The organism is Paenibacillus sp. 102 (genome assembly GCF_039549175.1).
Lineage (GTDB): Bacteria > Bacillota > Bacilli > Bacillales > Bacillaceae_G > Bacillus_A.
The window spans coordinates 1-979 of the sequence record NZ_JBCGHT010000060.1 but is presented as its reverse complement, the minus strand read 5'-3'; the positions used below and the strand labels follow the sequence as shown (position 1 = coordinate 979).

At 36.9% G+C, this 979-nt stretch carries 1 protein-coding gene; it reads right to left on the bottom strand.

The genetic code is table 11. The annotated features are described in order from the left end of the window. Nucleotides 1–979 (bottom strand): IS4 family transposase (locus AAIE21_RS29205; RefSeq protein WP_343269874.1); only part of this gene is annotated, 979 nt, incomplete at both ends.

The window sequence follows — 979 nt, the reverse complement described above, 5'->3', positions numbered from 1 at the left end:
CAATTTGCCAACGTAGTGAATATAAATCATAAATTTTCTCTTTTGGTATCCATTCCGTAGGAATGTTTGTCATATATACCGTAATACCTTGTAAAAGTTTCGTACGCTCTGTATATGTAATTCCTTTTTTCTTTTCGCGAATAGCTCGGTCGCGTAGGCGTTTCTGTTTTTGCTCCTCGGTACACCTATAAACTACAATACGAGTAGGCAGTTTGTCTTTACTCCCTACATATACATCATGTAATTCATACACTTGGCCAGGCTGCAATTGTTTCATGATGTCTTCCAAATGAATTTGTATATATACCGGTTTCAATTGAGCGGGTTTTGTTTTAAATACCACTGTTTCAAATTCTTTTCTATATATTTTAGTTGGTAACTTAAGACGAGATAAATAATATCCCTGCTTATCTTGAATAGACTTAAAGTCTTGTAGACGAAAATATCCTAAATCACGAATATACAGTTCATTCTTTTGTGCCATGCCTGTTCGAGTCGCACTATATGCCTGATCACTTCGTTTTCCTGGTTCAATTTCCACATCAGAAAATTCTCCACTTAACAAGTCATACTCTAGTTGAATTTTCACACCAGCTTTATGACTACATCCTCCGGCACCAGGATAAGTAGTTGCGAATCGATCTGGAACTTGGAAGGTTGTAGAATCAAGGACGAGAATCCGCTCAAAATAAGAAGAAAGAGAATGAGAAATCTTAGATACTCCTCCAATTTTAGCTTGTAGAAGTGTAGTAAATACAGTTCGAAAGAAGGCTACAGAAGCCGAATTAAATCGTCGATTAAGTCCCTCCGGACTTAATAAAATTCCTGTTGAAGTTTCTAATTGACTACAAAGTTGAGTAAGAGAGGTAGTAGCGATTTGTTGATTTAACCATACACACAAAGATAAGAAATGGTGCCCGTGGCACTTGCGTTTTCGTTTCATTCCGCCTGCTTCTATAGCTAATTGATTAAGTGTAGC